Here is a 237-nt window from a genome sequence, read left to right on the forward strand (position 1 = left end):
TGGTGGGGATCTTGATATGCGGCTCCACCAAGAAATGATGCTTGGAATTGGTGGCTTCCGCGACCTGAAAACCCTCGGTTATACCCCTACCGTGTTCCACCTTAATGAAGGTCACAGTGCTTTCTTAGTCTTAGAACGGATGCGTCGTCTCATTGAAGATGATGGCTTGAGCTTTGATGAAGCCAAGCAAATGGTACAGGCAAGCCAGATGTTTACTACGCATACGCCGGTTTCGGC

The 237-nt window shown here is 49.4% G+C and carries 1 protein-coding gene; it reads left to right on the forward strand.

The window, feature by feature from the left end; all coding sequences use genetic code 11:
* Positions 1–16: 16 nt before the first annotated feature.
* A partial coding sequence (locus R0J87_RS24560; RefSeq protein ID WP_498889652.1) for a glycogen/starch/alpha-glucan phosphorylase occupies positions 17–237 on the forward strand: 221 nt, incomplete at its 3' end.

This window comes from Halomonas sp. SIMBA_159, assembly GCF_046536035.1.
In the GTDB taxonomy this organism is placed as follows: Bacteria; Pseudomonadota; Gammaproteobacteria; order Pseudomonadales; family Halomonadaceae; genus Vreelandella; species Vreelandella venusta_A.